At 64.4% G+C, this 26,490-nt stretch carries 30 protein-coding genes; 10 read left to right on the top strand and 20 right to left on the bottom strand.

The features are described from left to right. The first annotated feature begins 3 nt into the window (after positions 1 to 3). A complete protein-coding gene (locus ACWGPT_RS16070; protein WP_452606633.1) occupies positions 4 to 543 on the top strand; it encodes an adenine phosphoribosyltransferase in 540 nt (179 codons plus the stop codon). Between the two features lie 22 nt (positions 544 to 565). Here the strand turns inward: ACWGPT_RS16070 and ACWGPT_RS16065 are convergent, their stop codons facing one another. The 3 genes from ACWGPT_RS16065 to ychF form a co-directional block, all read right to left on the bottom strand. Continuing rightward, positions 566 to 1,033, bottom strand: coding sequence for a MaoC family dehydratase (locus tag ACWGPT_RS16065; RefSeq protein WP_452606632.1), 468 nt, complete (start codon positions 1,031 to 1,033; stop codon positions 566 to 568). Next, positions 1,030 to 1,500, bottom strand: a complete 471-nt coding sequence (locus ACWGPT_RS16060) for a MaoC family dehydratase (protein WP_452606631.1) — start codon at positions 1,498 to 1,500, stop codon at positions 1,030 to 1,032. The genes ACWGPT_RS16065 and ACWGPT_RS16060 overlap by 4 nt, the downstream gene beginning before the upstream one ends. Before the next feature lie 121 nt (positions 1,501 to 1,621). Next, positions 1,622 to 2,725 carry a redox-regulated ATPase YchF gene (gene ychF / locus ACWGPT_RS16055; RefSeq protein ID WP_452606630.1) on the bottom strand — a complete coding sequence of 368 codons (1,104 nt, stop codon included), beginning with the start codon at positions 2,723 to 2,725 and terminating at the stop codon, positions 1,622 to 1,624. Positions 2,726 to 2,877: 152 nt separating this feature from the next. Between ychF and clpS the strand changes: the two genes are divergently transcribed. Then, complete coding sequence (gene clpS / locus ACWGPT_RS16050; protein ID WP_452606629.1) at positions 2,878 to 3,192, top strand: ATP-dependent Clp protease adapter ClpS; 315 nt, start codon at positions 2,878 to 2,880, stop codon at positions 3,190 to 3,192. Here clpS and ACWGPT_RS16045 read toward each other — a convergent pair whose 3' ends face one another. The 3 genes from ACWGPT_RS16045 to ACWGPT_RS16035 all read right to left on the bottom strand — a co-directional run bounded on the left by ACWGPT_RS16045 (position 3,193) and on the right by ACWGPT_RS16035 (position 5,676). Next, positions 3,193 to 4,116, bottom strand: coding sequence for an oxygenase MpaB family protein (locus ACWGPT_RS16045; RefSeq protein ID WP_452606628.1), 924 nt, complete (start codon positions 4,114 to 4,116; stop codon positions 3,193 to 3,195). A 47-nt stretch (positions 4,117 to 4,163) separates the two neighbouring features. After that, positions 4,164 to 4,907, bottom strand: coding sequence for an aminoacyl-tRNA hydrolase (gene pth / locus ACWGPT_RS16040; protein WP_452606627.1), 744 nt, complete (start codon positions 4,905 to 4,907; stop codon positions 4,164 to 4,166). 160 nt (positions 4,908 to 5,067) lie between these two features. Beyond that, positions 5,068 to 5,676, bottom strand: coding sequence for a 50S ribosomal protein L25/general stress protein Ctc (locus tag ACWGPT_RS16035; protein ID WP_452606626.1), 609 nt, complete (start codon positions 5,674 to 5,676; stop codon positions 5,068 to 5,070). A 261-nt stretch (positions 5,677 to 5,937) separates the two neighbouring features. Between ACWGPT_RS16035 and ACWGPT_RS16030 the strand changes: the two genes are divergently transcribed. After that, complete coding sequence (locus tag ACWGPT_RS16030) at positions 5,938 to 7,992, top strand: putative bifunctional diguanylate cyclase/phosphodiesterase (protein WP_452606625.1); 2,055 nt, start codon at positions 5,938 to 5,940, stop codon at positions 7,990 to 7,992. Between the two features lie 10 nt (positions 7,993 to 8,002). Here the strand turns inward: ACWGPT_RS16030 and ACWGPT_RS16025 are convergent, their stop codons facing one another. The 8 genes from ACWGPT_RS16025 to lgt all read right to left on the bottom strand — a co-directional run bounded on the left by ACWGPT_RS16025 (position 8,003) and on the right by lgt (position 16,707). Beyond that, the gene (locus tag ACWGPT_RS16025; protein ID WP_452606624.1) at positions 8,003 to 8,257 is read right to left on the bottom strand and encodes a hypothetical protein; all 255 of its coding nucleotides are present in this window, start codon (positions 8,255 to 8,257) and stop codon (positions 8,003 to 8,005) included. Between the two features lie 147 nt (positions 8,258 to 8,404). After that, entirely contained in the window at positions 8,405 to 10,678 is a 2,274-nt protein-coding gene (locus ACWGPT_RS16020) for a methyl-accepting chemotaxis protein (RefSeq protein ID WP_452606623.1), read from the bottom strand. Between the two features lie 110 nt (positions 10,679 to 10,788). Continuing rightward, entirely contained in the window at positions 10,789 to 11,721 is a 933-nt protein-coding gene (locus ACWGPT_RS16015) for a ribose-phosphate pyrophosphokinase (protein ID WP_452606622.1), read from the bottom strand. Positions 11,722 to 11,831: 110 nt separating this feature from the next. Then, complete coding sequence (locus ACWGPT_RS16010) at positions 11,832 to 12,584, bottom strand: hypothetical protein (RefSeq protein ID WP_452606621.1); 753 nt, start codon at positions 12,582 to 12,584, stop codon at positions 11,832 to 11,834. Positions 12,585 to 12,662: 78 nt separating this feature from the next. Beyond that, positions 12,663 to 13,814 (bottom strand): M24 family metallopeptidase, encoded by a 1,152-nt coding sequence (locus ACWGPT_RS16005; RefSeq protein ID WP_452606620.1) that lies wholly within the window; start codon positions 13,812 to 13,814, stop codon positions 12,663 to 12,665. Position 13,815: 1 nt separating this feature from the next. After that, entirely contained in the window at positions 13,816 to 14,610 is a 795-nt protein-coding gene (gene pgeF / locus ACWGPT_RS16000) for a peptidoglycan editing factor PgeF (protein ID WP_452606619.1), read from the bottom strand. Positions 14,611 to 14,781: 171 nt separating this feature from the next. Then, positions 14,782 to 15,882 carry a class I SAM-dependent methyltransferase gene (locus ACWGPT_RS15995; protein WP_452606618.1) on the bottom strand — a complete coding sequence of 367 codons (1,101 nt, stop codon included), beginning with the start codon at positions 15,880 to 15,882 and terminating at the stop codon, positions 14,782 to 14,784. A gap of 18 nt (positions 15,883 to 15,900) precedes the next feature. After that, positions 15,901 to 16,707, bottom strand: a complete 807-nt coding sequence (lgt, locus tag ACWGPT_RS15990; RefSeq protein ID WP_452606791.1) for a prolipoprotein diacylglyceryl transferase — start codon at positions 16,705 to 16,707, stop codon at positions 15,901 to 15,903. Positions 16,708 to 16,891: 184 nt separating this feature from the next. Here lgt and ACWGPT_RS15985 point away from each other — a divergent pair, with 184 nt between their 5' ends. The 4 genes from ACWGPT_RS15985 to ACWGPT_RS15970 all read left to right on the top strand — a co-directional run bounded on the left by ACWGPT_RS15985 (position 16,892) and on the right by ACWGPT_RS15970 (position 19,209). After that, positions 16,892 to 17,149 (top strand): accessory factor UbiK family protein, encoded by a 258-nt coding sequence (locus ACWGPT_RS15985; protein ID WP_452606617.1) that lies wholly within the window; start codon positions 16,892 to 16,894, stop codon positions 17,147 to 17,149. 391 nt (positions 17,150 to 17,540) lie between these two features. Continuing rightward, positions 17,541 to 18,041: a YbjN domain-containing protein gene (locus tag ACWGPT_RS15980; protein WP_452606616.1), complete on the top strand. Its 501-nt coding sequence runs from the start codon at positions 17,541 to 17,543 to the stop codon at positions 18,039 to 18,041. Then, positions 18,038 to 18,859: a pyrroline-5-carboxylate reductase gene (proC, locus tag ACWGPT_RS15975; protein ID WP_452606615.1), complete on the top strand. Its 822-nt coding sequence runs from the start codon at positions 18,038 to 18,040 to the stop codon at positions 18,857 to 18,859. The genes ACWGPT_RS15980 and proC overlap by 4 nt, the downstream gene beginning before the upstream one ends. An 8-nt stretch (positions 18,860 to 18,867) precedes the next feature. Further along, the gene (locus tag ACWGPT_RS15970; RefSeq protein WP_452606614.1) at positions 18,868 to 19,209 is read left to right on the top strand and encodes a tRNA-binding protein; all 342 of its coding nucleotides are present in this window, start codon (positions 18,868 to 18,870) and stop codon (positions 19,207 to 19,209) included. Between the two features lie 48 nt (positions 19,210 to 19,257). Here the strand turns inward: ACWGPT_RS15970 and ACWGPT_RS15965 are convergent, their stop codons facing one another. The 3 genes from ACWGPT_RS15965 to ACWGPT_RS15955 are packed head-to-tail and all read right to left on the bottom strand — an operon-like array spanning position 19,258 to position 21,908. Beyond that, the gene (locus ACWGPT_RS15965; RefSeq protein WP_452606790.1) at positions 19,258 to 20,634 is read right to left on the bottom strand and encodes an ATP-binding protein; all 1,377 of its coding nucleotides are present in this window, start codon (positions 20,632 to 20,634) and stop codon (positions 19,258 to 19,260) included. A 33-nt stretch (positions 20,635 to 20,667) separates the two neighbouring features. Next, positions 20,668 to 21,363 (bottom strand): response regulator, encoded by a 696-nt coding sequence (locus ACWGPT_RS15960; protein ID WP_452606613.1) that lies wholly within the window; start codon positions 21,361 to 21,363, stop codon positions 20,668 to 20,670. Continuing rightward, positions 21,363 to 21,908, bottom strand: a complete 546-nt coding sequence (locus tag ACWGPT_RS15955) for a MarR family winged helix-turn-helix transcriptional regulator (RefSeq protein WP_452606789.1) — start codon at positions 21,906 to 21,908, stop codon at positions 21,363 to 21,365. Before ACWGPT_RS15955 ends, ACWGPT_RS15960 begins: the two co-directional genes overlap by 1 nt. A 209-nt stretch (positions 21,909 to 22,117) precedes the next feature. Between ACWGPT_RS15955 and ACWGPT_RS15950 the strand changes: the two genes are divergently transcribed. Both ACWGPT_RS15950 and ACWGPT_RS15945 read left to right on the top strand, forming a co-directional pair. Then, the gene (locus tag ACWGPT_RS15950) at positions 22,118 to 22,303 is read left to right on the top strand and encodes a hypothetical protein (protein ID WP_452606612.1); all 186 of its coding nucleotides are present in this window, start codon (positions 22,118 to 22,120) and stop codon (positions 22,301 to 22,303) included. Positions 22,304 to 22,367: 64 nt separating this feature from the next. Next, positions 22,368 to 23,060, top strand: a complete 693-nt coding sequence (locus tag ACWGPT_RS15945; protein WP_452606611.1) for an MBL fold metallo-hydrolase — start codon at positions 22,368 to 22,370, stop codon at positions 23,058 to 23,060. Between the two features lie 13 nt (positions 23,061 to 23,073). Here ACWGPT_RS15945 and ACWGPT_RS15940 read toward each other — a convergent pair whose 3' ends face one another. From ACWGPT_RS15940 to ACWGPT_RS15930, 3 genes are all read right to left on the bottom strand, one after another. Further along, positions 23,074 to 23,289, bottom strand: coding sequence for a cold-shock protein (locus ACWGPT_RS15940; protein ID WP_046633016.1), 216 nt, complete (start codon positions 23,287 to 23,289; stop codon positions 23,074 to 23,076). Positions 23,290 to 23,715: 426 nt separating this feature from the next. Continuing rightward, positions 23,716 to 24,627: a DMT family transporter gene (locus ACWGPT_RS15935; protein WP_452606610.1), complete on the bottom strand. Its 912-nt coding sequence runs from the start codon at positions 24,625 to 24,627 to the stop codon at positions 23,716 to 23,718. A 94-nt stretch (positions 24,628 to 24,721) separates the two neighbouring features. Further along, on the bottom strand, positions 24,722 to 25,036 hold the full coding sequence (locus ACWGPT_RS15930) for a hypothetical protein (RefSeq protein WP_452606609.1): 315 nt from the start codon (positions 25,034 to 25,036) through the stop codon (positions 24,722 to 24,724). A 224-nt stretch (positions 25,037 to 25,260) separates the two neighbouring features. On the opposite strand from ACWGPT_RS15930, the gene ACWGPT_RS15925 reads away from it, so the two are divergent. Then, the gene (locus ACWGPT_RS15925; protein WP_452606608.1) at positions 25,261 to 26,463 is read left to right on the top strand and encodes a pyridoxal phosphate-dependent aminotransferase; all 1,203 of its coding nucleotides are present in this window, start codon (positions 25,261 to 25,263) and stop codon (positions 26,461 to 26,463) included. The last annotated feature ends 27 nt before the right edge of the window (positions 26,464 to 26,490 follow it).

Raw genomic sequence — 26,490 nt, 5'->3', positions numbered from 1 at the left:
ACCATGACAAAGCCCATAGACCTCGCCGCCTGCGTCCGCTCGATCGTGGACTATCCGAAACCGGGCGTGATCTTCCGAGACATCACGACCCTGCTCGGTGACGCGCGCGCCTTTCGCCAGACGGTGGACGAGCTCGTGCGGCCCTATGCGGGGCAGGGCGTCGACAAGATTGCCGGCATCGAGGCGCGCGGCTTCATCCTCGGCGGCGCGCTCGCCCACCAGCTCTCGGCCGGCTTCGTGCCGATCCGCAAGAAGGGCAAGCTGCCGCACGACACTGTACGGGTCTCCTACAGCCTGGAATACGGCACCGACGAGATGGAGATGCACGTGGATGCGGTGAAGCCGGGCGAGAAGGTGATCCTGACGGACGACCTGATCGCCACGGGCGGGACCGCGGAAGGCGCCGTGAAGCTGTTGCGCCAGCAGGGAGCGGAGATCGTCTCGGCCTGCTTCGTCATCGACCTGCCGGATCTCGGCGGACGCCGCAAGCTCGAGGCGCTCGGCGTCGAGGTGCGGACGCTGGTGGAGTTCGAGGGGCACTGACGCCCCCCGAAAGGATCAGAAGCTATTCGAACTCGAGCACGGTGCCGTCGTAGCGCATGACGACGTCGCCGTTCTGGTTGACGCCGTCATTGATCGTCAGGTTGAGCCACGTGCCCGGGCGTGACGCGAGCGGGCGGCTGCTCACCAGTTCGATCGAATAGGTGATGCTGTCGCCCGCATAGACGGGCGTCAGCCACTGCAGCTTCTTGAAGCCTGCCGAGGGGCCAAGCTTCGGAGGCGTGAGGCCCTCGGCCTCAAGCCTCGCCATCTCGGCGTCCCGGTAGGCGATATAGGTCTTCATCCAGCCGGCGCAGGTGTGCCAGCCGGACGCGCAGAGCCCGCCGAAGACGGAATGCCGGGCAGCCTCCGGATCGGTATGGAAGGGTTGCGGGTCGTACTTGCGGGCAAAGCGGACGATGTCCTCGGCTGCGAAGGTCATCGTGCCGGTGATCACCTTCCTGCCCGGCGGGCTGAGTTCGATCAGTCTCATTCCAGTCCTCCGAGCGGAGCGCGAAGGCGCATCATGATCGGGTTCTCGCCCCGCATCACGATCTCGCCGCGCTGGTTCTCCACGACGTGGAGGAAGGTGACGATGCCGATCCCGGGCCGGGAGCGGAGTTCACGGCTCGCGACCACCGTCGAGTGGCCGGAGAGCGTATCGCCGGCGAGGACGGGCTTCTTCCAGTCCATGAACTCGACGCCGGGCGAGCCTTCCGAGGACGAGCGCGACAGCCATCCGTCGTACATCATGCGCATGAACATGCTGCCGGTGTGCCAGCCTGAGGCCGAGAGCCCGCCCAGGACGCTCGCCTTGCCGGCTTCCTCGTCGAGATGCATGGGCTGGGGGTCGAACTCGGAGGCGAATTCGACGATCTCCTCGGCACTGACGATGCGTTCGGCCAGGGGCAAGACCCGGCCCTGGGTAAAGTCTTCGAAATGAAATTCTGGTTCCGGCATCCGGTTTCCTCTTGGCGATTGCGCAGGGCACAATGGCGGGGGCGGAGGCCAAGTTCAAGAAGCGCGGAGGGCCTTGGGGGAAGGCAGGCGCCGGCGAAGCGACGGCGCCTGCGGGATCTGCTCAGGTGTTGAAGCGGAAGTGGATCACGTCGCCGTCGTGGACGACGTATTCCTTGCCTTCGTCGCGGCCCTTGCCGGCTTCCTTGGCGCCCACTTCGCCCTTGTAGGCGATGTAGTCGTCATAGCTGATGGTGAAGGCACGGATGAAGCCGCGCTCGAAATCCGTATGGATGACGCCTGCAGCCTGCGGCGCCTTGGTACCGCGCACGATCGTCCAGGCGCGCGTTTCCTTGGGGCCGACGGTGAAGTAGGTGATCAGGTCGAGCAGGTGGTAACCGGCGCGAATGAGGCGGTCGAGGCCGGCCTCCTCGAGGCCGAGCGCCGACAGGAATTCCTTGGCCTCGTCTTCGGGAAGCTGGGCGACCTCGGCTTCGATGGCCGCGGAGATGATGACGCGTTCGGCGCCCTGTTCCTTGGCCATGGCGGCGACGGCTTCGGTGTAGGCATTGCCGGTGGCGGCGTCGGCCTCCGCGACGTTGCACACGTAAAGCACCGGGTGGGAGGTGAGGAGGTTGAGGCCCTTGAGGACCTCGATCTCTTCCGCGCTGAGGGTCTTGAGCAGGAGCCGGGCGGGCTTTCCGTCCTGCAGGAGCTTGATGACCGCTTCCATGACGGGAAGCTGGGCAAGCGATTCCTTGTCCTTGCCGGTAGCGCGCTTGCGGGTCTGCTCGACGCGGCGCTCCAGACTTTCGAGATCGGCGAGCATCAGCTCGGTCTCGATCGTCTCCGCGTCGCCGACGGGGTCGATGCGACCTTCGACGTGGGTGATGTCGGTATCCTCGAAGCAGCGCAGGACGTGGATGATTGCGTCGACTTCGCGGATGTTGGCGAGGAACTTGTTGCCGAGGCCTTCACCCTTCGAGGCGCCGCGGACAAGGCCGGCGATATCGACGAAGGAGATGCGGGTCGGGATGATTTCCTTCGACCCGGCGATGGCCGCGAGCTTCTGCATGCGCGGATCCGGCACGGCCACTTCCCCGGTGTTCGGCTCGATGGTGCAGAAGGGATAGTTGGCCGCCTGTGCGGCAGCCGTCTTGGTCAGAGCATTGAAGAGCGTCGACTTGCCGACATTCGGCAGGCCAACGATGCCGCACTTGAAACCCATCGGTAGATATACCTGTTGCTGGAGACGATCTTTGGGTTGGCTATGGGATAAACGGCCCGGGGGGTCAAGGGCCGAGACCGCCCGGCGGTTGAATGCCGCGGGCGCCGGTGCCATACTTCAAGGCGTTCATCCTATGTCACTGCGAGGTGCAGATGCCGACGAAGGACGACACGATTCTCCTGCCAAAGCCGAAGACGACGCCGAAGCTGGAGCGCCCGAAGCTCTACAAGGTCATCCTGGTCAACGACGACTACACGCCGCGCGAATTCGTGGTGATGGTCCTCAAGGCCGTCTTCCGCATGGGCGAGGAGACCGGCTACCGGGTGATGCTGACAGCTCACCGGATGGGGACGGCCGTGGTGGTCGTCTGCGCCAGGGACATTGCCGAGACGAAGGCGAAGGAAGCCGTCGATCTCGCCAAGGAGGCCGGCTTCCCGCTGATGTTCACGACGGAGCCCGAAGAGTGATCAGTGCGATGGCCGGTAGAGGTAATCGTCCGGCAGCCCGAGCCGACGGCAGGCCTGGACCGGCGGCGAGGATTTCAGGAGAAGCCGGTCCGCGGCGCTCGCGGCGAGCCGGACGGCGATCCGCTCCCGGCCCGACAGACGGTATGCGGCATCGATGCCGAGCCTTGCCGGGACCCAGGGCGGCAGGATTTCGACGGCCGCCTTCACCAGCGCGACCTGCATCGGGTTTGCGATGCGCGGCAGGGCATCGACACGCTTCATGATGTCGAGGAACTCGAAGACGATCAGGGAGGGGGTGATGCGATCGCGCATGCCCTCCAGCATCCGGTTCCAATCGGCCTCCGACGCGGGCGATCCGACGGCCCCGTAGAGGCGGGCGGCCGGTCCGGCTTCGCGGAAAAGGTCGTCGCGCTCGGCTTGCGTCAGCGGGCGCACGTAGCGGTGGTAGGCCTCCATGAAGCCGAAGCCCGCAGTCGCCTGCACCCAGTCGAGAAGGACCGGATCGTTGGCGTGATAGGCTTCGCCTTCCGCGGTGGTGCCGGTCACCCGGTCATGGGCGCGGACGACACCGCCGATCATCGCTTCGGCCCGGCTCCTGGCGCCGTAGACCGTCACCATGGCGGCGAGGCCGGTGCGCTGCAGGCGCTTCAGAGGTTCGGTGCGGAACGTGGTGTGATGCCAGACGCCGTCACGGACCTTCGGCTCGCCCAGTTCGAGCAGGACGGCCGCCACGCCTCCGATGAAGAGCGCGACCTGGTTCTTGAAGATCCGCCAGGAAACGGAATCGGCAGGCACGAGCGCAGGCTCGCCGGGGGGCGTCGCAAAGTCGAAGCGCGGGCCGGCATCGGCGAAGAAGCCCTGCACCACATTGTCCAGCCTGTCATGGACCGGCGCCGGAAGCGGAAGGACCGAGAAATCGAGCATTGAAGTCTCCTTTCGGAGAAAAAGCATGCCCGTCCGGATTGTTCCAGCTAGTCGCCCTTGGCCCCGAACATCTTCTTCAGCATGTCGGCCATCGGCCCGGTCGCCGGCACGGTGGTCTTCTGGTTTCTCGCCTGGTGGATGTGCGACTGCTGGGCCGGCTTCTTCGGGGCGGGGGAAGCATCAGCGCTGGCCGGCTTGGCGGGCTTGGCTGATGGGGAGGGCTTGTCGCCGACGGCCAGCGCGAGCTTGTTCAGGAACTGCGGGTCCTCGCCCTTCACCAGCATGGCGGCATTGTCCGCAATCGCGTCGAGAAGCGGCTCCAGCCAGGTGCGGTCGGACTTGGCGAAATCGCCGAGCACGTGGTTGTGCACGAGTTCCTTGGCGCCCGGATGGCCGATCCCGAGGCGCAGGCGGCGGTATTCGCGCCCGCAGTGGGCGTCGAGGGACTTGACGCCATTGTGCCCGCCATGGCCTCCGCCGGTCTTGAGGCGCGCCTTGCCGGGGAGAAGGTCCAGTTCGTCGTAGATGGCGAGGATATCGCCGGGCGCGAGCTTGTAGAAACGCATTGCCTCGCCCACGGCTTCGCCGGAGAGGTTCATGAAGGTCATCGGCTTCATCAGCAGGACCTTCTCGCCGGCCAGTTCGCCTTCGGAGATCTCCGCCTTGAACTTCTTCGACCAGGGCGCAAACCCGGGCAGACGCTGGATGGCGTCGACGGCCATGAAGCCGATATTGTGCCGGTTGCCGGAATATCTGGGGCCGGGATTGCCGAGGCCTGCGATGATCTTCATGTGCAATAAGCCCGTGTTCAGCGGTTGTCGCCTTCTCCACCCGAACGCGGCCGGAAGTCAACCGGTTTCCTCCCTTCGCGCCTTGCGGGGTGATCGCTGCGGAAAGCGGAAACAAAAAACCCGCCACGCGGGCGGGTTCTTCGTCGGAATGTGCCGAAGCTTATTCGGAAGCTTCGCCTTCTGCCTGTTCTTCCTCGACGCCGCCTGCCGGTGCGACGATGGTCGCGATCGTGAAGTCGCGGTCGGTGATGACCGGCTTGACGCCCTTCGGCAGGGTGACGTGCGAGATGTGAAGGCTGGCGCCGATCTTGTGGCCGGCAAGGTCAACCGTGATGAATTCCGGGATCGCATTGGCCGGGCAATTGAATTCGACCGTGTGGCGAACGACGTTCAGGACGCCGCCGATCTTGATGCCGGACTTTTCTTCGTTGATGAAGTGGACCGGCACTTCGACGGTGACCGCGGTGTCCTTGGACACGCGCAGGAAGTCGACGTGCATGGTGAAGTCGCGCACGGGATCCAGCTGGTAGTCCTTCGGCAGGACCTGGTACTTCTTGCCATCGACATTGATCGTCGCGATCGTGGTCATGAAACCACCGGCATGGATGCGCTTCGTGACTTCGTTGGTCGACAGTGCGATGGAAACGGGGGGCTGCTTGTCACCATAGATGACTGCAGGAATGAAACCGTTGCGGCGAAGTTCACGGGCGGACCCCTTACCTACCCGTTCGCGCGCCTCGGCCTTGAGCTCGTAAGTTTCCTGGCTCATGGCATGTCCTTTCGAGGTTATTTGGAGAGTCCGACAATGCACCTTGTGCATGGTAGAGACTGGGAGGACACCTCGCGATGCGCTCCATCCGCGTTGCCTCCAAGGGTGTCTACGCGGACGGGCGGGCTATAATACAAAGCCCGCCGGATGGCAAGCGAAGCGGCGCGAGGCCGGCATTCGTCATCTCTTTACCATCCGCGCGAACGGATAGGACACCAATGGGATGTTAGTGCCTCGTGATATTCCCCTTGGGCCAGTCACATGTCACGCATTCTCTCCTGCCTTTTCGTCGAACATGACCTCCGCTACGTGGCGGCGTCCGTCCTCGTGCTTGTCATGGGCGCGACGCTCACCATTCGCCTGTTTTCAAGGGTCATCCGCCGCCGGGGGCTGGAAAAGGGCGTGTGGCTCTTCCTCGCCGGCTTCATCGGCGGAGCAAGCACCTGGGCGACGCACTTCCTGGCCATGCTCGGATATACGACAGGCGGGATTGCCGGCTACGAGCCCGGCCTGACGCTCGTGTCGCTTGCGGTGTCGATCGGCAGCTTTACGCTCGGACTTGCAATATCGGCCTATGCGGGCCGGACCCTTCTGGTGGAGGCAGGCGGCGTGGTGCTCGGGCTCGGCATCGCCGCCATGCACTATCTCGGGATGGCGGCATACGAGGTCCAGGGCGCGATCACCTGGCGGTTCGACTACGTCGTGCTGTCGCTGGTCACCGGGGCGGTCTTCTGCGCGGTCGCGATGAACCGGGCCGCCCGCCCGGTCACGCGCTTCTGCCGCTACGGCTCGATCGCGGCGCTGATCCTGTGTGTCGCATCCATCCATTTCATCGGCATGGCGGCTATCGACCTTGTCCCGGACCAGGCTCTGCTGGTGCCGCGGTCCGTCATGTCTTCGGCCGTGCTGGGGCTCGGAGTGCTCAGCCTGATGATGGTGCTCCTGGCGCTCGCGGCGGCGAGCTACCTCATCGATGCAAGCACCATGCGCGAAGCGGTGGAACGCTACCGCCAGCTTTCTCTTCAGGATCCGCTGACCGGCCTTCCGAACCGGGCCGCCTTCCGGGAGGAACTCTCGAACGCGGCGATCCACGCGGCCGGGTCGGGAGCCGGGGTCGCTATCCTCTCCTTCGATCTCGACCGCTTCAAGGAGGTGAACGACGTGCACGGCCATCTCGCCGGAGATGCGGTGCTGCGTGCGATCGGCGACCGATTTGCGGCCGCGATCGGCGACGGCGAATTCGTCGCACGGATCGGCGGCGACGAATTCATCGCGCTGACCCGCCGTTATTATGTGCGTGCCGATGCCTCGCGGCTGGCGGCCCGGCTGATGGCCGAGATCGTCAAGCCGATCGAATGGAACGGCAACACCCTCAATGTCGGGACGAGCGTCGGGGTCGCGATACTGGACGACGAAGTCGCAGTGGACGACCTGCCGGCGCGCGCCGATGTCGCCATGTATCGAGCCAAGGAAACCGGCTCCAATTCCGTCTGCTTCTACGACGCCTCGATGGATCGTGCCGCGCGCGAGCGTAACGTCCTGGCGATGGACATGCGGGCCGGGCTGCGGAGGGGCGAGTTCCAGCTCTACTACCAGCGCCAGAACGACACGTTCACCGGCGCCGTGATCGGCTTCGAGGCGCTGCTTCGGTGGAACCATCCGGTGCGCGGCATCGTCTCTCCGGCCGAATTCATTCCGATTGCCGAAAGTAGCGGCTTCATCATTGAACTCGGCGAGTGGGTGCTACGGGAGGCCTGCCGGGAAGCTGCGAGCTGGCGAAATCCGCTACCGATCGCCGTCAACGTGGCAACGCAGCAGCTTGCCGACCACCGGTTCCCGGGGCTCGTGCAGGCCATCCTGCAGGAAACGGGTCTGGAGCCGGGGCGCCTCGAACTGGAAATCACCGAGACCGGGATCATCGCCGATCACCAGCGCGCCCTGCAGGCGATACGCCACCTGAAGAGCCTCGGGGTGAGGATCGCGATGGACGATTACGGGACCGGATACTCGTCGCTCTCGATGCTGCTGGCGTTTCCGTTCGACAAGATCAAGATCGACCGCCAGTTCGTCGACGGCGTGGCGACCAGCGCGCAGTCGGCGGCGATCGTGCGGTCGACGCTCATTCTCGCCTCGAGCCTCGAAATCCCGGTCCTGGCCGAGGGTGTGGAGACCGACGAACATGTCAACTTCCTGCGGGAGGAGGGCTGCGTGCAGGTCCAGGGCTATTTCTTCGGCAGGCCGGTGCCGCGCGCCGAGATCGACGAGATCGTCAACCCGCCGGCCGACCACGGGCCCGAACGGGTGAAGGTCGCCTGAGGCGACCCGCTTATCGGCGGGGCTCGCCGCCCGGCGGATAGGCCGTCTTCTGCTCGAAACGGAACTTGTGGCCGCACTGGCAGCGGACCATGTACTTGCTCGGGTCCTGGGACGGAAATTCCGCAGCAAAGCCAGCGGGCATCTCGTCGATCCGGAAGTCACGGTTGCCGGCGCGTCTCTCGTCGCTTTCGGAGACTTCCGCAAAACCGGTGTGGCCGCATTGCGAACATTCCAGCTTCCTCGAATACCGATCGCGCGCAGTCATGATTGCTCCTGGGGAAATTTCCGTCTTCGGCGGATACACCTAGAAGCTTTGCCGCCGGATGCAAACCGGAGCGATTGCCGCGCCCACAAAAGAAAGCGCCGGCTCCCTCAGGGAACCGGCGCTTCGGTCGTGACGTGATGCTCCGGATCAGGCAGCGCGGCGGTCGTGGTCGCCTGCGGCCGCGTTGCCGATGGAGAAGTGGCTGATCTGCTCGTTCAGCACTTCCGCCTCGTTGGCCAGGGAGTGGGCCGAGGCCGAGGTTTCCTCGACCATGGCGGCGTTCTGCTGGGTGACCTGATCGAGACCGCTAACGGCGGAATTGATCTCCGTCAGGCGGGCCGACTGTTCGCGGGACGAGCCGACGATCGCGCCGATGTGCTCGTTGATCGACTGGATGTTGCCCTGAATGTGCTCCAGGCTTTCTCCGGTCTTGAGCACGAGGGCGACGCCGTTCTCGACATCGGAGGCCGATGCGGTGATCAGGGCGCCGATGTCGCGCGCCGCGGTGGCGGACTTCTGCGCGAGTTCGCGGACTTCCTGGGCGACGACCGCGAAGCCCTTGCCGGCTTCACCGGCACGCGCCGCCTCGACGCCCGCGTTGAGCGCCAGCAGGTTCGTCTGGAAGGCGATCTGGTCGATGACGTCGATGATCTGACGGATCTTGGCGGAGGAGCTTTCGATGCGCTCCATGGCGTCGATCGCGTCACGCACGACGGTGGTGGAGGTGTGGGCACCCGTCAGGGTATCTGCCGCAACGCCGACCGCCGTTTCGCAACGGGCGAGCGCGCCGTTGACCGCACCGGTCATGTCGGCGAGCGCAGCGGCTGCTTCTTCCAGCGCCGCCGCCTGGCGTTCGGTCCGGCGCGACAGGTCGTCGGACGCCATCTTCAGTTCGCCGGAGCCGGCGCGGATCGTGGTGACGCTGCTGCCGATGGAGGCAATCGTCGCTTCGAGGCCGGCCAGCGAGTTGTTGAAGTCGTGGCGCAGGTGGTCCAGCGAGGGTGCGAAGGCCGTGGTGATGCGCTGGTCGAGCTTGCCGCGGGAGAGGGCGGCGAGACCGGTCGCGAGCGCGGAGACGGCTTCCTCGATTTCGCGGGCGCTCGCGGCCTTCTCGGCCTCACGCTGCTGACGCTCCTCGTCGATCTCCTCGTTCTTGCGGTGCGACTCTTCCTCCATGCGCTCCTTGTCGAGCGCGCCCTGCCGGAAGGTTTCCAGTGCGCGGGCCATTGTGCCCACCTCGTCGCCGCGGCCGACATAGCCGACGACGATCGACTTGTCGCCGGAGTTGAGGCGGTTCATCAGGGTGGCGAGTTCCGTCAGCGGACGGGTCAAGCGGGCCGAGATGTAGGTGCCGATGCCGCCCATGACCACGAGGACCGTGAGCGTGGCCAGGATGGCCCACCAGGCGAGGTCATTGGCCGATGCGAGCACGGCCGCCTCGTTCTGTGCCATGGCCAGCAGATGCTTTTCACCGAAGATGGAGACCGGCTGGTAGGCGAAGAAGAGCGGCTGGTCCGCGACCGTCGCGAAGGCCGATCCGGCCGACTGTGCGACAGCCGCCTCGATCAATTCCGCCGGGATGTCGTGCGGCTGGCCGCCGACGAAGGAACCGCTGCGGAAGCCGCCCTTGGCGTCGAGGAGGAGAGCCTCGTCGATCGACTTGCCGTATTCGTCCGGGGTCACGGCGCGGGTCAGTTGCTCGGCCGAGAGGCGGAAGATCACCGCGCCCTTGACGACGGTCTGTCCCCAGGAGGAGACAGCCAGCTGCTTGCCGATGAGAGCCGAGGACTTGCCGCCGTCGAACTCGTAGGGTGCGAAGGGTGAGTTGTGGACCTGATCGGGGGAGCCGGCATTGATGCGGGTAAGGATGTCGTTGATCGGCGCAACTGCGGAGGCCTGCTCGAGCAGTTCCTTGCCCTTGGTGACCGAGTAGACGATCTGGCCCTTGAGGTCGACGATATAGATGTCGCTGACGCCGGCGTTCTTCCAGCTGCTTGCGATCGTGCCGTGGATTGCGCTGTGGTGGATGGCGTAGAGGAGCTTCAGGCCGTTGCCTTCGTTCGCGGCGCGTTCGTCCGCCGAAAGGTCGAGCTTCTGATAGGCTTCCTTGATGGAGCTGCCCTCGCTCGGGATGACATTGGTCATCGTCTCGATGGCCTGGCCGATCGCGGTATTCTGGCCGAGGTCGTTGAGCGACTGGGAAATGCGCTCCTCGTAGGCGTCCAGTCCCTTCGACTGGTTGCCGGCGACGGATTCAAGGCGAAGCTGGCTTGCCTCGATGAGGCCGCCCTTGCCGACCTGATAGCTCAGGAGCCCGACGGAAAGGCAGGAAATGAACGTGGCCCCGACGACAAGGCCTGCAAACTTTGCCTTGATGGACCAAGACTTTCCTGCGCCGGCAGACTTCAATGACTGCGACATAACAATAATATCCCCCACACACGGTAAAATGGTGGGGAATCTTTGTCAGCAATTCGTTGCCGCAGTATTAATGTGGAACCGCGTTATACTGCCATTGCCGGCAGCATAGTTCAGTCGAAGAGACTGGAGACCGATTCCTCGGATGCCGTGCGGTTGATCGCCTCGCCGAGGAGGTTCGCCGTCGTGACGACGCGGATATTGTGGGCCGACTGGACGGCCGTCGTCGGCTGGATGGAGTCGGTGATCACGAGCTCGCGCAGCTTGGAGGAGGTGATGCGGGCAACCGCGCCTCCCGACAGGACGCCATGGGTGATGTAGGCGGTGACGCTGGTCGCGCCCTTGTTCAGAAGCGCCTCGGCGGCGTTGCAGAGCGTGCCGCCGGAATCGACGATGTCGTCCACCAGCAGGCAGTCCTTGCCGGCCACTTCACCGATCACGTTCATGACCTCGGACTCGCCGGCGCGCTCGCGGCGCTTGTCGACGATGGCAAGCGGACAATCGATCCGCTTGGCGAGCGAGCGTGCGCGCACGACGCCGCCGACGTCGGGAGAGACGACCATGACGTTGCGGACGTCGTAGTTTTCCTTGACGTCACGGGCGAGGATCGGAACCGCGAACAGGTTGTCGGTCGGGATGTCGAAGAAGCCCTGGATCTGCCCGGCATGCAGGTCGAGCGTCAGGACGCGGTCGGCACCGGCTTCGGTGATCAGGTTGGCGACGAGCTTGGCCGAGATCGGCGTGCGCGGGCCGGCCTTGCGGTCCTGCCGGGCGTAGCCGAAATAGGGAAGGACGGCCGTGATGCGCTTTGCCGAGGACCGACGGAAGGCGTCGATCATGATCAGCAGTTCCATCAGGTGGTCGTTGGCGGGAAACGACGTGGACTGGATGACGAAGACATCCTCACCGCGCACGTTTTCCTGTATCTCGACGAAAATTTCCTGGTCTGCGAAGCGTCTGACGCTGGCTTTTCCGACTGGTACATTGAGATAGCTGCATATCGCATCGGCAAGCTGCCGGTTCGAATTGCCTGCGAAAACCTTCATTTCGGTCCGCCCGTTCTGACGCTGGATGGGCGCCTTTTACCGCCGCATAAGGCGAATGCAAGAGCGTTTGGCCCCGGTCCCGCAATTTTATGAATAATCCATGAAATTCGTCATCCGGAACGCCCGTTCTTCCAGGCCAGATATTCGTTGATCGTCTTCGTGGCGATCGTCTCCATGGTGGCGGCGGGCACCGCCGTCCACGGGTCGCCGCGAGGGGTGGCGGCGATCCGTTCCTGGCCCTGGACACGGTGCAGCCGGCCGCCGCTGTTGTCGAGGATATCCCAGACATAGACCACGGTCACCGACTCGCCGTCGGCGAAGGCGGAGAAATAGCCCTTGAGGATGTGATCGGTGCTGCTGTCGCCCGAGGCGCGGATCGTCAGCCCGCCGGCGCGTGCCTGTGCGCCGAGCTGGCGCGAGAGCGGCGTCACCGCCTGCACGGGCGCACCGATGATGGGCAGGAAGCGGATGGAACCCTGCGCAGCGGTTGACTGCGACGCCTGCTGCGGCTGTGCCGGCGGGGAGGAGGCCGAGGGGGAGGACGGCGGGGAGGCAGGAGAGGCAGGCGGAGAGGCGGCAGGAGGCGGGGAGGGCGGGGCGGCGTTCCCGGACTGCAGCGCCTGTGCCTGCGCCTCCAGCGTGTTCTGCGGAGGATACTGTCGGTCCGGCTGGCCGCCCGCGGAGGACCAGCCGTCCTGCGGATCGGGCGCGCGGGCGAGCCGGTCGGCTTCGGCCTGCGTCACGGGCGAAGACGGCCGCAATCCGCCGCCGACATTGGCCGGCGGCGTCAGGGCGTCCGTCGTGCAGCCGGCGAACACTGCCGTGGCCGAAGCCACCGCCAGTCCCACTACCACTCTGCGCATGCCGCCTCCGTCGTCCAGCCCGTCCGCGGCAAGCCTAGTTGTTCGCTTTCGGAACTGTCAAATCAGCCTGTGGATGCATCACCGAATGATCAGGTCCAGGCCGTGGCGCGACAAGGGCTGCGGTGCCTCTTCGGTGGTCAGGTAGGTGTGGCCGAGGGTCATCGCCGCGCCGGTATCGGAATCCATGATGATCATGTGCGTGAAGAGCGTCATGTTCGGCAGGATCTCCTGCGGATTGCCGACATGGAACATCTGGTGCTCCATCCAGGACGGGGAGAAGCGGGCCCCGAGCGAATAGCCGCAGGCGTTGAGCCGGTGGCGCGTCAGGCTGCGCTCGTCGAGGATGCGCGCATGGACGTCGAAGACATCGCCGAACGTGTTGCCCGGGCGAAGCACGTCCTCGATCGCGGTGATCGCCTCGAGGCAGGCCTTGTAGAGTTCACGGTGGCGGGCGCTCGGCTCGCCGATCACGACGGTGCGCATCATCGCGGCGTGGTAGTGGGCGCTCACGCCCGCCCATTCGAGCGTGAGCTGGTCGCTCGCTGCAAGCGTCCGCCGTCCGGACTTGTAGCGGCAGAGGAGGGCATCCTCCCCCGAGCCGATGATGAATTCGTTGGCCGGATAGTCGCCGCCGCCGCTGAGAATGGCGCCCTGCATGGCGGCCAGGATGTCGGCTTCGCTGCCGCCGGCGCGGATGAGGGGCAGCGCCGCATCGAGCGCATCGTCGGCGAGTTCAGCCGCGCGCCTGGCATGGGCGACCTCGGCCGGGCTTTTGACCAGGCGAAGCCCGCTGACGATGTAGGAGGCGTCGATGATCTGCCCGAACGACGCCAGCTGGTTGTCCAGCAGGCGCGCTACCCGTCCCGTCATGCCATGCGTGTCGAACTCGACGCCGATGCGGGCGCCGAGCAGGTCGAAGTCGCTCAGAAGGTTCTTCAGGTCGAGCGTCGGGTCGGCGTTGACGCGGTCGACCCAGACGACGACGTTGTCGATGACCGAGGTATGGCGGGCCTGGCGCAGGTCAGCCGAGCGGGTCAGCAGCGCCATCGTGCCGTCCGCCTTGACCACGAGGGTCTGGAAGAAGCAGTAGCCGAACGTGTCGTAGCCGGTCAGCCAGTACATGCTTTCCTGGGCGAAGAGCAGCATGGCCTCCAGCTTCTCCTCGCGCATCCTCTCCAGAAAGCGCTCGAGCCGGGCGGCGTATTCGGTCCTTTCGAAATGCAGCGCCATCTTACTCCTCCGTGATTGCAATTGCAGAGATCTGCCGGCCGTAGTCCGGCTCGCCGCGATGGGTGGTGCGGCGATAGGAATAGAACCGCGCCTCGTCGGCATAGGTATCCAGCCCGAGCTGGTCGGCGCCAACACCGGCTTGCTGCAGGCGGTGCAGGGTAAGGGCCTGCAGGTCGAAATAGGAATGCCCGGGCTTTTCCGAGGGCGTGAAGAACCTCTCGTAGCCATCGTCGTACTGGAGGAAACGGTCGAGGAATTCAGGGCCGACCTCGTAGCTTTGCGCCGCAATCGACGGGCCGAGGCAGGCTCTGATCGAACCGCGGTCGGCGCCGAGGCTGACCATCGCCTCGATGGTATTCTCCAGGATGCCCTCCAGCGCACCCTTCCAGCCGGCATGGGCTGCGCCGATGACGCCGTTGTCGCCGTCGCAGAACAGGATCGGGCCGCAGTCCGCCGTCAGGACCCCGAGTATGACGCCGGGCGTCGAGGTCACGAGCGCGTCCGCCTTCGGCCGTTCTCCGGAATAGGCGGCGTCCACGACGACCACGTCCGGGGAGTGGACCTGATGCACGGTGGCAAGCCGCTCGAAGGGTAGTCCAAACCAGCCCGCCACCCGGCCGCGGTTTTCCCGTACCCGGTCCGCCTCGTCCGCGGAGCCAACGCCGACATTCAGCCCGGCATAGATCCCTTCCGAAACGCCTCCCTGCCGGGTGAAGTAGCCATGGCGCAGGCGGCTGCCGCAATTTTCGCTGAGGAACGGGCTTTCGATGGGCGTCGGCAAGGACTTTTCCGTCATGGGCAGGCGGTCTCTCTCAAGGTCTGGAGGGGGCTGAAGGCCAAGCGGCGGATGCACTGGATGTGCTGCTTCGTCGGCGGGGATGTTGGCGCGGCGGTGGCTTGGCTGTCAATCGTCATGTTTTACGCCGCGTCTTCAAGCGACATCTTCAACCCGCTTCACCCGGCTCATTCAGGCAACCGGGCGAAACGGCGCAAGATCCACGGCGGGAGACGAAACGGCGATGACCTTGAAGAGCTCGCCCATCTTGCCCGCGCCCTCGCCGGCGAGCCTGTCGACGGCGGCGGCGATGAGCTTGCCATCGGCCGCATCCTTGCCGCTGGCGAGTGCCGCGGCGCGCTCGGAAAGGCCGAGCCCGCGCAGGAAATCTCCCTGCCTCAAGCCGCCGTTGAGATGAACGCCGCTACCGATCGCGACCCGTGCAAGGTCCTCGAAATCGACGTGGCTCGTCAGATCGGCTTCGCCGGGATGGGCGAGCGGCGGGTCGTAGGCGTGGTTGCGAATGGCCTGCAGCGTATCGCCGAACCCGGTGACCATGTGGCCGTAGTCGATGATGAGGGCGGTGCCGCCCGTGGTCTTCAGCCGGTCGCACAAGGTCGACATCACCGCCTGGCGGGCAGGGGCGACCTCGAAGATCGTGCCGTCAGGCACCGACGCGACCGGCGAGGGGAGAAGGGCCGGGTCGAGCCCGCCGACGCCCAGCGAGAAGGACAGGTTGTCGTCCTCGTCGAGCGCGACGACCCGCTCCCGGAAGCCCGACGGGGTCTTGACGAACTGGCGGATCGGGATGGCGTCGAAGAGTTCGTTCGCCACGACCAGGACAGGGCCGGGGGGCACGTCCTTGAAATCCCCGTGCCAGGAAATCTTTCGCGAATGGCTTTCGAGCGTGACCCGCTGCACGCCGCGCAGCCGCTCGCTGGTCTCGACGAGATTGACGTTCATGGTCTCGGACAGGCCCGGAGCCAGGCGGTCGATGACGCGCAGCATGTCCGCCATCATCGTGCCTCTGCCCGGACCGATCTCCACCAGGCGGACGCCGTCGGGCGATCCGTGCTGCTGCCAGGCATGAACCATGAAGATGCCGAGGATCTCGCCGAAGAGCTGGCTGATCTCGGGCGCGGTTATGAAGTCCCCCGCCGTGCCGAAGGGTTCGCGGGTGCGGTAGTAGCCATGCTCCGGATCAGCCAGGCACATGGCGAAGTAATCGCTCACGCTGATCGGCCCGGTGGTCCGGATCAGCCTGGCGATCTTGGCTGCGAGCGGTGTGCTCATGGTTCAGGAGGTCTCCGTTCAGGCAGCGCTCTTGCGGGCGCGCAGCATGAGCCAGAGCCCGAAAGCCACCATCGGCAGCGACAGCACCATTCCCATCGTCAGCCAGTCGAACGCGAGATAGCCGAGCTGCGGGTCCGGTTCACGGAAGAACTCCACGAAAATACGCGAGAGGCCGTAGCCGCAGAGGAAGGTCCCGGCGACGAAGCCCGGCCATTTCAGCGCCTTCAGCCGCAGGACAAGGAAGCCGAGAACCAGGAGGAGCAGCAGGCCTTCGAGGGCCGCCTCGTACAACTGGCTCGGATGACGGGAGAAAGGTCCGCCGGTCGGGAAGACCACCGCCCACGGGACGTCGCTGATGCGGCCCCACAGTTCGCCGTTGATGAAGTTGGCGATGCGGCCGAAGAGCAGTCCGAATGGAACGACCGTGGCGATGATGTCGAACATGCTGAGAACGGGGATGCCGTTGCGGCGGGCAAAGAGGATCATCGCAAGCGTGGCGCCAAGGAAGCCGCCGTGGAAGGACATGCCGCCGTTCCAGATCTCGAAGGCGCGCATCGGATTCTGCGAGATGGAGGCCATGTCGTAGAAGAGGATGTAGCCGATGCGACCGCCAAGGACGATGCCGACGGCGACCCAGAGCAGGAAATCGTCGAGATGGGCGGCGGTCATCGGAGCGCGGTCGTTCGGCCAAAGGGAGGCCTTGGCGACCAGGCGCCGGGCATAGAGCCATCCGCAGAGAATGCCGGCGACATAGGCCAGGCCGTACCAGTGTACCGCGACCGGTCCGATCGCGAAGGCAACCGGATCGATGTCCGGAAACGGCATGACGGCGAATGTGTTCAGGATTTCCAACAAGACGTGCCTTCCCAAGATGAGACAGGCCGGAACATGGCGACCGCCCTGACGGTGGTCAAGACCAATCTCCGGGCTCCCTTCCGGCTTGCAAGAGAACGCGCAAAACCCTACTTCACCAGCACGGCGCTGGCCGCAACCACGGGAGCTCATGACCATGTCCAACGGCACGAACCGAATCCTAGACGATTTCGCCAAGTTGATGACCGACGCGGCCGGTGCGGCGCAGGGCCTGCGGCGAGAGGCGGAAACCGCCTTCCAGTCCCAGGCGGAGCGCTTCCTCAACAGCATGGACGTGGTCAAGCGGGAGGAATTCGAGGCTGTGCGCGAAATGGCGGCGCGGGCGCGCGACGAGAACGAGGCGCTGAAGGCGCGCATCGAGGCTCTCGAGACAAAGCTTGCCGCCCAGGGATGATGCATTCGGCATGGCCGGGTGAGCATTCGAACATCGGAGGCCGCGGAATGCCGCGGCTGCTATATCGTTAAAAAACTAAGAATATTTCGATCCTGTGGACAGGTCGAAAAAAGGCAATCGGCAGAGTCGCTTATGACTCTCGGCTGAAGCCATGCAGCAACCGGCCCGGCGCTTCTCCACTCCTAATTCGCGCCCGGGGGCTGGCGGCCGGAGTCGGCAACTATACACTGATTTTACATGATGATTCGAAACGGCCCGTAAGCTCCGGGCAGGTTCGCGGCGCTATATCCATCGGGGTCGGGCGATCATCAGAAATGTTGTTTCCGGTGGTGCGTCCTGCGTCTCGCGTCCTTCACGAACGTCAGATCCACTCCGGTCGAAAAGGTGCTGCATGAGCCTCATGGAATTTGAATTCGGTCGCCAGTCCAATCCCGTCGACATGATCGAGGTCGTGGCCGCGTCGAATGACTGGACGTTCGAGCGCTCCGGCGAAGACGAAATCGCCATGACCGTCGAGGGCCACTGGGCGAACTATCATGTCTCCTTTTCCTGGATGGAAGAGTTCGAAGCTCTCCATCTTGCCTGCGCCTTCGACATCCGGATCCCGGACGTGAGGGTCAACGAGGTGATCCGCCTGCTGTCGCACGTCAACGGGCAGGTGCTGATGGGGCACTTCGACCTGTGGCGCCAGGAAGACGTCGTCATCTTCCGCCAGTCGCTGCTGCTTGCGGGCGGCGCCGAGCCGACGAGCCAGCAGGTGGAAGTGCTGCTGTCCAGCGCGCTCGACGCCTGCGAGAGCTACTTCCAGGCCTTCCAGTTTGTCGTATGGTCCGGGATGGACGCCAAGAGCGCGATGGAGGCCGTACTGTTCGAGACCGTGGGGGAGGCATGAACGGCATATCTCCGGCCGGCTCGATTGTTCTCGTCGGGGCCGGCAACATGGGCGGCGCCCTCATGGCGGGCTGGATCGATGCCGGCGTTCCCGGACAGGCGATCACCGTAATCGATCCGGCGCCGTCTCCCGAAATGCAGCAGCGGATCGCCGCTGCCGGGGCGCTTCATGCGATCTCGCCGCCGCAGGGCATTTCTCCCGAAATCGTCTTCCTGGCGGTCAAGCCGCAGGTGATGGACGCCGTGCTGCCCTCCCTGAAGGGGATCGTTTCCGCCGATACGGTGATCGTCTCGATTGCCGCGGGGAAGACGCTCGCCTCCATCCACGCGCATCTCGGGGAGGGCGCGATGGTGCGCGCCATGCCCAATACGCCCGCGATGATCGGCCGGGGAGTGACGGGCGCCTATGCCAACGCCCGGGTGAGCGCGGCTCAGCGGGCCCAGGTGGATGCATTGCTGAATGTCAGCGGGCCGGTGGAATGGGTGGCGAGCGAGCAGGATATAGACGCCGTCACGGCCGTATCCGGAAGCGGACCCGCCTACGTCTTCTATCTCGTCGAGTGCATGGCGGAGGCAGGCCGCAAAGCGGGCCTGCCGGCGGACCTCGCCATGCGTCTCGCACGGGAAACCGTCTCGGGAGCCGGTGAACTCTTGCACCGGTCTCCCGAGACCCCTTCGCGGCTTCGCCAGAACGTGACCTCTCCGGGGGGGACGACGGCGGCGGCGCTTTCGGTCCTCATGGCAGAGGATGGCATGCAGCCGCTGTTCGACAAGGCAATCGCAGCCGCGCGGCAGCGCGCGGAAGAACTGGGCACCTGAGGCGGCGAATGGCAGACGAAATTTCCTACGGCGACTTCGAGAAGGTCGATATCCGGGTCGGCACGATCGTGGAGGTCGCGCCCTTTCCCGAAGCGCGCAAGCCCGCATGGAAGCTGAAGATCGACTTCGGCGGCGAGGTCGGCATCAAGAAATCCTCGGCGCAGATCACCGTCCATTATGACGAGCAGGCGCTCGTCGGTCGCCAGGTGCTTGCGGTGGTCAACTTCCCGCCACGGCAGATCGGCCCGTTCCGTTCCGAAGTGCTGACCCTCGGGTTCGAGGACGAGGCCGGGGCGATCGTGCTTGCGGCCGTCGAGCGGCCGGTCCCGAACGGCCGAAAGCTGATGTAGCGCCACCCCGCCCTGTAGCCGGGCGGGCCGAAGGCGATTGTCCAATGATCAGGCGGGAATGCGGACGATGGCCCTCAGGCCGCCCTTCGGGCTGTCGGCCAGCGTGACGTTGCCGCCATGGGCATGGGCGATGTCGCGGACGATGGACAGTCCGAGGCCCGTGCCCGACTTGTCGATGTTGCGCGCCTCGTCCAGCCGGAAGAAGGGCTTGAACACGTCCTCGCGGGAGGCGGCGGGAATGCCCGGGCCGTTATCGTCGAAAATGAGCGTCAGCCAGCGGGCGGTGTGCCGTGCATCGACATGCAGCGTGTCGCTGTAGCGCTCGCTGTTGGCGGCGAGGTTGCTGACCAGGCGGCTGAAGGCGTTCGGCCGAACGACGATATCGTCGTCGCCCTCGATCTCGTAGGTCATCTTCTTGCCCTTCAGGCGGAAGTCCTCCTTGATCTTCTCCAGGAGTTCGCTCAGGCGCAGGTGGCCGACGTCCTCCTCGGCCTCGCCCTTGGCGAATGCGAGATAGCCTTCCAGCATGTTCTGCATGTCGTCGACATCCTGCGCCATGCCCTTCAGCTCGGGCTTGTCGCCGGCAAGCGCCAGCTGCAGCTTGAAGCGGGTGAGGATGGTTCGAAGGTCGTGGCTGACGCCCGAGAGCATGGCCGTCCGCTGCTCTATCTGCCGCTCGATGCGTTCGCGCATGAGAATGAACGCGGACCCTGCAAGGCGGATCTCGTCTGCACCGCGCGGGGTGAAGTCGGGTATCCGCTGGCCCTTGCCGAAGGCCTCGGCGGCGCGTGCGAGCATGAGGATCGGGCGGATCTGGCCGCGCAGGAAGAGGACGGAGATCGCGATGAGCCCGAGCGCCGTGCCGGCCATCCAGACCAGGAAGATATGGGTATTGGAGGCGTAGGTCTGGCTGCGGCGGGCGAATACGCGCAGGATCTCGTCATCCAGCTTGATGCGGATTTCGACAAGGTTGCTATCGCCGACCGTATCGATCCAGAACGGCCGCTGGATCCGGTCGCGGATCTGGTCCGCCAGGATGCCGTCGAGGATGGAGAAGAAGGGCTTGGGACGGGGAGGCGGCAGTTCTCCTCCCGGCTCGATCGCAACCGTCAGGTCCAGTTCGTTGGCGATGCGGGAGATGTTGCCCTGGCCGGCGCTGTCCGGATAGGTCTCGATCATGGTGATCAAGGCCGAGATGTCGCGCGTCACACCTTCCGACAGGCGTTCGGTGACCAGGCGCCAGTGGCGCTCCATGAAGACGGCCGCGACCACGGTCTGCAGCAGAAGCATCGGGATGATCACGATCATCACCGAGCGCGTATAGAGCCGCGTCGGGAGCAGCCGCTTCACCCGGCGCTTAAACCGACGCAGGCCGGGAACCTGGATATTGCGCAGGTCCCGCCGCAGGGTGCCGAACGCCGCCATGGCCCTGGTGAGCGCCTCCGCCATCCGGCTCGCTCAGTCGATGCTCAGGCGGTAGCCGATGCCTCGGACCGTCTGGAGATATATTGGGTTTGCGGGATCTTCCTCGATCTTGCGGCGCAGGCGGTTGATCTGCACGTCGATGGTCCGTTCGCCGACCTCGGCATCGTCGCCGATCAGTTCGTGGCGGGGAATGGTGTCTCCGGCGCGGAGCGCGAAGAGCAGCATGATCTCCTGTTCCCGGTCGGTAAGCCGGATATGCTCGGAGGCCTTGCGGAGTTCCTTGCGGACGATGGAAAAGGTGAAGGGGCCGAACATGATCTGCTCGATCTTCGGCGCGTCGGGCGTGGCGTTGCGCTTGAGGATATTGTTGATCCTCAGCACCAGTTCGCGGGGGTCGAAGGGTTTGGAGAGATAGTCGTCCGCGCCTGCCTCCAGTCCGGCGATCCGCGATTCCGCCTCGGCCTTCGCCGTCAGCAGGATGACGGGCGTCGTCCTGTCCTCGTAGAGCGACTGGGTCAGGGACAGGCCGGATTCTCCCGGCATCATGACGTCGAGGATAATGAGGTCGTACTGGAGCCCGTCGAGCTTGCGCCTTGCCTCGGCGGCGTCGCCCGCAACCGTGACGCGGAAACCCTGCTCCGCGAGATAGCGGCTCAGAAGATCGCGAATGCGGGTGTCGTCGTCGACGACGAGAAGGTGGGGGGCGTCATCGGAGAGAAGTACCGTCATCAATCCAGCTCGCTTTCAATAACCTGCAGACTGGGATCGCGCCCGCGCATCTTGCCAAGGAAGCTTATAACCGCATCGCGACCCTCGGGAGAGAGCGCGTTCATTGCATCGGTGATGCGGCGCGACTGTGGCTCGGAGAGGGCAAGTGCAAGTTCGCGCCCGGCAAGCGTCGGATAAAGCCGCCGCTGGCGCCGGTCCTTCGCACCTGCCATCTGCCGGATATAGCCCATCTCGATCAATTGCTTGAGCACGCGGGCAAGGCTCTGCTTGGTGATCTGGAGAATGTCGAGAAGGTCGGTGACCATCATGCCGGGATGGCGCGAGACGAAGTAGACGACGCGATGGTGGGCCCGCCCCATGCCGATCTTGGCAAGGATGGCATCGGGATCGGACACGAAATCGCGATAGGCAAAGAACAGAAGTTCAATGGTCTCGAAATCGATCTTCGCCTCGTCGACCGCCGGGAGTACCGGCCGTTCCTTCTTCACTGCTTTCGCTGCCGGTGCGCGCGACACCCTGTCCTTCCCGTCGCCTGCCGCAGCCATGGGCAGGACGCTCTTCTCTTTCACCATATACGTTCCGATAAAGCGCGAACCAACCGAACAATCAACTGCAATCGTGAGATGGCGGGGGCGAAAGGTTCGTTGAGAGCGACGGAACGGGGCGACGGCCTGGCGTCATCAATATGCGGGGCCGAGCGGAACCGAAACACGGGGATTGCCGTTGCCATGGTCATACGGATCGGAGAAACAAAATGACCCCCGAACTCACCCACGCGGAAGCCGAGGCTTCCGACAAAAACTCGCCCTCGAACTCGCTTCGACCGCTGCTGATCACTGTGTTCACGGCGAAGCTCGCCGTTTCGGTGCTGCTGCTGGCCACGGCATCCTTCGCGCCGCCGGTTTCGGCCGACGTCTCCTACATGCTGGCTGCGAACTAGCCGGACAAGCCTTGCCACGTTTGCCGTCCGCATTGTAGATCGGCCCGAGACACGGGAGTTTCTCATGGGCAGATTGCAGGCCGGCATTATCCCGGTGACACCTTTCCAGCAGAATTGCACCATCCTCTTCGATACCGATACGAAAGCCGGCGTGGTCGTGGACCCGGGCGGCGACGTCGACCGGATCAGCGAAACGATAGAAGCGAACAGGCTGGCCATCCGCGAGATCTGGCTGACGCATGGGCACATAGACCATGCGGGAGGTGCCGACGAACTGCGCGAGGCGCTCGGCGTCAAGGTGATCGGTCCCCATGAGGCCGACCGGCCGCTCCTGCAGGGGCTCGAAGCCCAGGCGCAGATGTTCGGCGTCCCGATGAAGGTTCGCAACCTCGAGCCCGACCGGTTTCTTGCGGAGGGCGAGCAGGTCTCGTTCGAAGGGCACGTGTTCGAGGTCTATCATTGCCCGGGGCATGCGCCCGGCCACGTGATCTTCTTCAACAGGGAGCAGCGCTTCGCGCATCTCGGCGACGTGCTCTTCAACGGCTCGATCGGAAGGACCGACCTGCCCGGCGGGGACCACGACACGCTGCTGCGCTCCATCCGGGACAAGGTCCTGCCGCTCGGCGACGACGTCGGCTTCCTCTGCGGCCACGGGCCCAGCGGCCGCATCGGAGACGAGCGGAGGACCAATCCGTTCCTGCAGGGGATTGAGGCAATAAAAAAACCCGGCATGACTGCCGGGCCTCAACTCGAATAGAAAGCCTTCAGGCTTAACCGGAGATCTGCAGGTTGACCGCCTTGGGCCCCTTGCCACGACGATCCGGTTCCGTGTCGAAGCTTACTTTCTGGTTCTCTGAGAGACCGGACAGGCCGGAAGCCTGTACGGCGGAGATATGAACAAAGATGTCGGCGCCACCATTGTCTGGCTTAATGAAGCCGAAGCCCTTGTCGGTATTGAAGAATTTTACAGTGCCAGTCTCGGCCATGCATCAGGTCCTTTACTTCCTGTCCGTGTTCAGCGGCGGACAGCATAACAGAAACGCCCCGAAGGGCGGGCGGCAGGCAGCTTTAAGAAAGGGTCCCTGTCGTTACCGCGGGTTTTCTGGCCGGTGTTTCTACTCCCGTCGCCCAGAAGTCCGCCCGAAGTTTTGACGCCTTCGGAGCGCATGTTTATAGGTCTTCCCATCGCTCGAAAATTGCCCGAACTTGCACAGAGTGCTGTGTTTCTCGGGAATTGGCAAGAAAAAGTTTCGCGTCGTCGGGCAGGGGCCGTAAGGCACTTTGTATACTTTCGACGAAGTTACTCGCGGGAAGTCGAATAACAGTACAGACCCGTGATTGTTCTGCCGCATCAATGGTAAGTCGGACAAATCCATCCTGCCGCGCCGCGGTCGACAAAAGTATTATACCGCTCAACCGACCGAAGTTTTGTCCGCCGGAGCCCTGGAGCCGCGCCGGGCGATTTCGGGTACGAGTTCGACCAGCAGCATGGCGGTGAAGATGATCGCGCATCCGACATAGCCGATCGGCGGCAGCATTTCGCCCAGCAGGAGTGCGGCGAGGAAGCTTCCGAACAGGGCTTCGCTGGAGAGGAAGATCGCCGCCTGGGGTGCGGTCGTGTAGCGCTGACCGATCACCTGCAGCACGAAGGCGAGGCCGGAGGAGATCAGCCCGACATAGAGGATTTCGGCAGCCGATGCCCGGATGACGTCCCAACTGATGCTTTCGGTCGGGATCGCGAAGGAGAGGGCGAGCACGGAGCACGTGGCGAACTGAACGAAGGACAGTGCCAGCGGCCGCCCGGTCGAGGTCACGAAAAGCCCCGCGAGAAGGATCTGGACGGCCCAGAAGAAGGCGCAGACGATCGTCAGGTAATCGCCCGGCGTCAGGTTCGTCAGCTGGCCGCCGCTCATCAGGAAGATGCCGGTGAGCGACATGGCCGCTGCCGGCCAGATGATCCAGTGCGGGTAGCGGCGCAGGACGAGGACCGAAATCAGCGGGACGAAGACGACGTATAGCCCGGTGAGGAAGCTGGAATTGGTGACGGTGGTGGTCAGAAGTCCGATCTGCTGGGTGATGGCGCCGCCGAAGAGGGCGAGGCCGACCAGCACGAACCCGAGCCAGTCCCGGCGGACCAGGCTGTTGTCCGCCTTGCGGCTCTCCAGGAAGGCGAAGGGCAGGACGGCCAGCGCGGCGATGGCGAAGCGCAGGCCGACGAACCAGAAGGGCTCGATCGTCTCCATTGCGGTGGACTGGGCAACAAAGCCTCCGCCCCAGATGGCGGCTGCTAGCAACAGGATGAGGTTCGCTTGGACGCGTGTCATGGATGCCTGGCTGGCTGGATTTGGGTGCGCCGGAGGGGCGGAGGCGATGCCTAGCAGCGGTGCTGCTCTGCATCAAGGGCAGGGACGGCGAAACTCAGCGCCGTTTGCGCTCGTTTTCGGCCTTCAGGGCAGCGCGGAAGCTGCGACGCGAGAGGACAAAGCCTCCGCCGGCCGTCAGCATGAAGCCGCCAATGACGACGGCGAGGGCTAGATGCTGGTCGGGAAAGAGGATGGCGGGCTGGAAGGCCAGCGCGGTGGGGGATTCGGCCGGCGTCCGGCTGTCGGCCATCGGGCTCTCCACCAGGACGAGCATCATGATGACGCAGGCCGCAAGCGCCGCGACGGCGATCGACAACGGCGAACGCAGGAGGGGAAATCTCCGGGACCGTTTCTTTTCGTCGATGAACATCGCTCGCCTCCAACGCATTCCGTTGCCAGGACAGGTGGCGATGGAAGAAGGGCGGATTTTGGGCACGGGCGGCTTTTCGGCCGGTCGGGGAGAATGCCCGTCGATGGTGCAGGCCGTCCGGCCTCGCTTTCGGCTTGAAACGCGTTCATACATTCGACATACAGCTTGCGGCGGTTCCGGCGCGCGGTTCCGCATTGTTCAACCGACCTGCAGGACCCGAAATCATGGCCTTTCTTGCCGACGCACTTTCCCGCGTAAAGCCATCCGCCACCATCGCCGTCTCCCAGAAGGCCCGCGAGTTGAAGGCCAAGGGCCGCGACGTCATCGGGCTGGGTGCAGGCGAGCCGGATTTCGACACGCCCGACAACGTCAAGGAGGCGGCGATCGACGCGATCAACCGGGGCGAGACGAAGTACACGCCGGTCTCCGGCATCCCGGAACTGCGCAAGGCCATTTCCGAGAAGTTCAAGCGCGAGAACGGCCTGGAATACAAGCCGGAACAGACGATCGTCGGAACGGGCGGAAAGCAGATTCTTTTCAACGCTTTCATGGCGACGCTTAATCCCGGCGATGAAGTGGTCATCCCCGCTCCCTACTGGGTTTCCTATCCGGAAATGGTGGCGCTCTGCGGCGGCACGCCGGTCTTCGTGACCACCAAGCAGGAAAACAATTTCAAGCTGACCGCCGAAGAACTCGAGCAGGTCATCACGCCGAAGACCAAGTGGTTCCTCTTCAACTCGCCATCGAACCCGTCGGGTGCCGCCTATAGCGCCGACGAACTGAAGGCGCTGACGGACGTGCTCCTGAAGCACCCGCATGTCTGGGTCCTGACCGACGACATGTACGAGCACCTGACCTTCGGCGACTTCAAGTTCGCCACCCCGGTCGAGGTGGAGCCGAAGCTCTACGACCGGACGCTGACGATGAACGGCGTCTCGAAGGCTTATGCCATGACCGGCTGGCGCATCGGCTATGCCGCAGGCCCGCTGGAACTCATCAAGGCGATGGACATGATCCAGGGCCAGCAGACCTCCGGCGCCTGCTCGATCGCGCAATGGGCAGCGGTCGAGGCACTCAACGGCCCGCAGGACTTCGTGGCGAAGAACAAGAAGATCTTCGAAGCCCGCCGCGACCTCGTCGTGTCGATGCTCAACCAGGCGACGGGCATCAAGTGCCCGACCCCGGAAGGCGCCTTCTACGTCTACCCGTCCTGCGCGGGGCTGATCGGCAAGACCGCTCCGTCCGGCAAGGTGATCGAGACCGACGAGGACTTCGTCTCCGAGCTTCTGGAAGCCGAAGGCGTCGCGGTTGTGCATGGTTCGGCCTTCGGCCTCGGCCCGAACTTCCGCATCTCCTACGCGACCTCCGAGGAAGAGCTCGAGGAGGCCTGCAAGCGCATCCAGCGCTTCTGCGCCGCCTGCCGCTAAGCTCGATACCCATTCAAGAAAAAAGGC

It is taken from the genome of Pseudorhizobium sp. NPDC055634 (genome assembly GCF_053618655.1).
Note: the sequence above shows the minus strand (reverse complement) of the source record. Positions and strands in the feature narration are given on the sequence as shown.